This window comes from Microbacterium sp. (assembly GCF_035687345.1).
Classification (GTDB): domain Bacteria; phylum Actinomycetota; class Actinomycetes; order Actinomycetales; family Microbacteriaceae; genus Microbacterium.
Genome location: NZ_DASRXZ010000017.1, coordinates 1 through 4,160 on the forward strand (window position 1 = coordinate 1; position 4,160 = coordinate 4,160).

General features: G+C 70.5%; 5 protein-coding genes and 1 pseudogene. All 6 read left to right on the forward strand.

Annotated elements, in window-relative coordinates; translation table 11 throughout:
• Window positions 1-910, forward strand: a pseudogene (locus VFF97_RS01425) (hypothetical protein); the annotation flags it as partial.
• Window positions 907-1,620, forward strand: a complete 714-nt coding sequence (locus VFF97_RS01430; RefSeq protein ID WP_325031713.1) for a DNA-3-methyladenine glycosylase — start codon at window positions 907-909, stop codon at window positions 1,618-1,620. The pseudogene VFF97_RS01425 and the gene VFF97_RS01430, both read left to right, overlap by 4 nt.
• Window positions 1,621-1,807: 187 nt before the next feature.
• Entirely contained in the window at window positions 1,808-2,044 is a 237-nt protein-coding gene (gene rpmB, locus VFF97_RS01435) for a 50S ribosomal protein L28 (RefSeq protein ID WP_184749656.1), read from the forward strand.
• Complete coding sequence (gene rpmG / locus VFF97_RS01440) at window positions 2,044-2,214, forward strand: 50S ribosomal protein L33 (protein ID WP_167036468.1); 171 nt, start codon at window positions 2,044-2,046, stop codon at window positions 2,212-2,214. The genes rpmB and rpmG overlap by 1 nt, the downstream gene beginning before the upstream one ends.
• Window positions 2,215-2,216: 2 nt before the next feature.
• The gene (rpsN, locus tag VFF97_RS01445) at window positions 2,217-2,522 is read left to right on the forward strand and encodes a 30S ribosomal protein S14 (protein WP_179487087.1); all 306 of its coding nucleotides are present in this window, start codon (window positions 2,217-2,219) and stop codon (window positions 2,520-2,522) included.
• A gap of 222 nt (window positions 2,523-2,744) precedes the next feature.
• On the forward strand, window positions 2,745-3,842 hold the full coding sequence (locus VFF97_RS01450) for an alpha/beta hydrolase (protein WP_325031714.1): 1,098 nt from the start codon (window positions 2,745-2,747) through the stop codon (window positions 3,840-3,842).
• Window positions 3,843-4,160: the final 318 nt, after the last annotated feature.

Genomic DNA, 4,160 nt, shown 5'->3' on the forward strand with positions numbered 1-4,160 from the left:
CTACCGCGCGACCACCGAGCACCTCGTGATGTCGGTGCGCACCGACGACGACGAGCCGCAGCTCATCGTCACCGACCACGACGGGCAGGGCGAGCGCACGCTGCCGTTGCCGGGCGAAGGCTTCATCACGAACCTCCAGAGCGCCGATCGCGGCGACCTCATCGGCTACACGTTCTCGGCCGCCGACCTGGGTGCCGCGGGCGGGCTCGAGAGCGCACTGTTCACGGCGTCGCTGACAGACAGCGAAGCGGATGCCGAACCCCGACCCATCGAGGTCGAAGGCGCCGATCCGCGGGTCGCCGAGTTCCGCTTCGTGCCCGACACCGACAGCATCCTGCTGCTGTCGTTCGACGGCTCGCTCCTGCTCACCGCACCCGACGGGCAGGCCACCTCTCTCGGCATCGCGAACGGCATCGACGGCATCGCGCGCGGGTCGTCGCACGCGATCGTCGATCGGGCCGAGGGCGTCGTGGTCATCGACCTCACCGACGGCTCCGAGGAGCCGCTCGTCGCACCCGACCCGGCGCTCGGCCCGGCGAGCTCGATCCTTCCGCTCTCGACGGGCGGCACGGTGCGCTCTTCGGCGGTGCTGACGCCCGAGGGGCTGCCCACCGGCGTCACCTCGGTGGATCGCGTCGCCGACGACGGCTTGGTCCGCGCGCTCACGTCGGTATCGTCGAGCGACGGCCTGCTTCAGACGTGCGTCTCGCCGAGCGAACGCTACCTCGCGGTGCTCATCGCACCCGACGCTGTCGAGAACCCGTACGACACCTATCTGCTGCCGTTGCCGCAACGCGTGGAGACGCACGTCTTCGACATGACCTCCGACGACACCGAGGGCGAAGGCGCCGAGGAGCTCGTCGCGCTCGCGGGATCCTCCGTCTCGTGGTGCCAGGTGCCGCCGATATGACCCCGATCCCCATCGGCCCCGACGCCGTACGCCCCGCTGCGCGCGAGGACCTCCTGCCCCTGCCGCTCGAGGTCGCTCCGCGTCTGCTCGGTGCCGTGCTCGAGACCGTCGTCGACGGCGAGCTCGTCGCGGTGCGGCTGACCGAGGTCGAGGCGTACCACGGCCAGGGCACGGGGCCCGTGCCCGACCCGGGCTCGCACGCGCGGATGGGCCGCACCGCGCGCAACGCGACGATGTGGGGCGAGCCCGGGCACCTCTACGTCTACTTGAGCCACGGCATCCACTCGTGCGTCAACGTCGTGTGCGGCCCCGAGGGGGTCGCCGGCGGTGTGCTGCTGCGCGGTGGCGAGGTGATCGAAGGGGCGGATGCCGCGGCCCGCCGCCGTCCGGCCGCCCGCACGCCCCGCGACTTCGCCCGCGGGCCGGGTCGCCTCGGCGATGCGGTGGGGCTGCGGCATCCGCTTCACGACGGAATCGACGCGGTCACCGGCGAGCCGCTGCACGGCGCGGTCGCGCGGCTGTCGCTGCGCGAGGAGCCGCTCGAGGAGTTCGAGCGCGGTCCGCGCGTGGGGGTCGCGGGGCACGCGGGCGGGCCTGCGTTCCCGTGGCGGTTCTGGATCCCGGGCGATCCCACGGTGTCGGCGTTCCGCTGGGGCCGCGGGGCCGGGCCGGCCGCGGTCGGGGCGGATGCGGCATCCGTGCTAGACTGATTCTTTGTCTGCGCGCACTCCAGCGCGTAGTTCGTACTCACAATCCCCGCATTCCGTCCCTGAGCCTGTCGAAGGGTCGAGCCTCTCGAAGGTCCCTGAGCCTGTCGAAGGGTCGCACGGGTGTGAGTGCAGACAAGGGATCTTGGGTGGGGCCGTCCGGCTTCACGGTATAGAGGAGACAACCACCATGGCAGCAGTGTGCCAGGTGACCGGCGCGGTTCCCGGCTTCGGTCACAACATCTCGCACTCGCACCGCCGGACGAAGCGCCGCTTCGACCCGAACGTGCAGAAGAAGACGTACTACGTTCCGTCGCTCGGCCGTAAGGTCACGCTCAACGTGTCCGCCAAGGGCATGAAGGTGATCGACGCCCGTGGCATCGAGTCCGTCGTGAAGGACCTCATCGCGAAGGGTGTGAAGCTCTGATGGCGAAGAAGGCTCAGGACGTTCGTCCGATCATCAAGCTGCGTTCGACCGCCGGCACGGGCTACACCTACGTGACGCGCAAGAACCGCCGCAACAACCCCGACCGCATCGTGCTCAAGAAGTACGACCCCATCGTGCGCAAGCACGTCGACTTCCGAGAGGAGCGCTGATCATGGCCAAGAAGAGCAAGATCGCGCGCAACCAGCAGCGCCAGGAGGTCGTCGACCGCTACGCCGCGAAGCGCGCCGAGCTGAAGAAGCAGCTCGTCGACCCGAACTCGACCGACGAGCAGCGCGAGGCCGCTCGTGTGGGCCTGCAGAAGCTGCCCCGCGATGCTTCGCCCGTGCGCCTGCGCAACCGCGACGTCATCGACGGTCGCCCGCGCGGCCACCTGTCGAAGTTCGGCATCTCGCGTGTCCGCTTCCGCGACATGGCGCACCGTGGCGAGCTGCCCGGCGTCACCAAGTCGAGCTGGTAAGCACCGCATCAGGGTCGAAGGCCCGGAGTTCCTCGGAGCTCCGGGCCTTTCGCATGCCCGGGGAACCCCTCCCTTCCTTCGCCGAGTGCACGACTTCCCGCCGACTGCACGACCTGCCCGCGTGGCGAGGGCGTGCACTCGACGCGAGGTCGTGCACTCGCCGCCCGTAAGACGGTGTCAAGGTCGGTGCGCACGGCCACGCGGAACGAGAAGATGAGGAGCATGCCGCTGGACCCGTTCTTCGCCGAGCGACTTCGCGTGCACCGCCGTTACCTCATGGGGCGCGCGCTCGCGGATCTGCGCGCCCGCCTGAAGGCCCTGTGGCCCTTCGCGCGCGAGCCGATCGCGCCGGCATCCGCCGACCCCGCGCCCCCGAAGGCGAAGAAGACGGATGCCGCATCCGCCGCCCTCGGACCCCGAGCCCGCGCTCGCGCGAAGCACCGTCGCGCCGCGCTCGCATGGGACCGCAAGGAGCTCGAGACCGTCGGGACGCCCGGACCCGACGTCCGAACGGCGGAGTACACGATCGACGTGCCCGACCGGCCCGCGGTGCGCGTGCGCGTGTACGACCCGCGAGGCGGCGACCGCGCCGAACCCCTGCCCGCCGTCCTGACGTTCTTCGGAGGCGCGTTCCGGATCGGCGGGATCGACTATCCGACGACGGATGCCGCCAACCGCCGCCATGCGGTCGACGCGGACGTCGTGGTGGTGGCGGTCGACTACGCGCTCGCGCCCGAGCACAAATACCCGACGCAGGTGTTCCAGGGGCACGCCGCCCTGGAGTGGCTGTTCGAGAACGTGGGGCGGCTCCGCGTCGACCCGGAGCGGATCGGGATCGCCGGGGCATCCGCCGGCGCGAATCTCGCCGCAGCCGTGACGCTCATGAACCGGGATCGCCACCGACGGCCGATCCGGCTGCAGGTGCTCGAGGTGCCGGTCGTCGACCTCACGGGCAAGCACCTCGACCTGCGTGCGACGCGGGCGCTCGGCATTCCGACGCTCATCGCGCTGCGCGAGCTGCGTTCGGTCGCGCGCACCTACCTGCCCGACAGTCGCGCCGCCCGCGACCCGTACGCGTCGCCCCTGCTCGCCGGCTCGCACGAAGGGCTTCCGCCTGCCGTGATCCTCACCGCGGAGTACGACCCGCTGCGCGGCGACGGCGAGGCGTATGCCGCCGCGCTGCGCGACGCGGGCGTGGACGCGAGCGCCGTGCGATACCTCGGGGGCACCCACGACACCGCGATCTTCACCGCCGTGCTGCCTGCCGCGCGACGCTGGCACGCCGATGTGGTCGCGGCGCTGCGGCGCTTGCACGAATGAACCGAAAACGCAACGACCGACGGGGTTCTCGCATCCGCTTGGCCCGATCGACCGTGCGTCCGTCACATCTGTCACACCAGCAACACCAGCACCAAGGAATTTCCTCCGTAAACCGCGCCGGGTGCGGGAAATCCGCGTGATTACGCGGAACGTGGGTATATTCGGTCGCGGTCGATCCGACCAAGCCGGGGGGCAAGCAGTCTCTCGGTCCGCGCAATGAAACGGTGGCGACGAGCCGCCGTGGAGGACAACCACATGGCTGACAAGTCCATCACCAAGACCGAACTCGTCGCGAGCATCGCGAGCGCGACCGGGCAG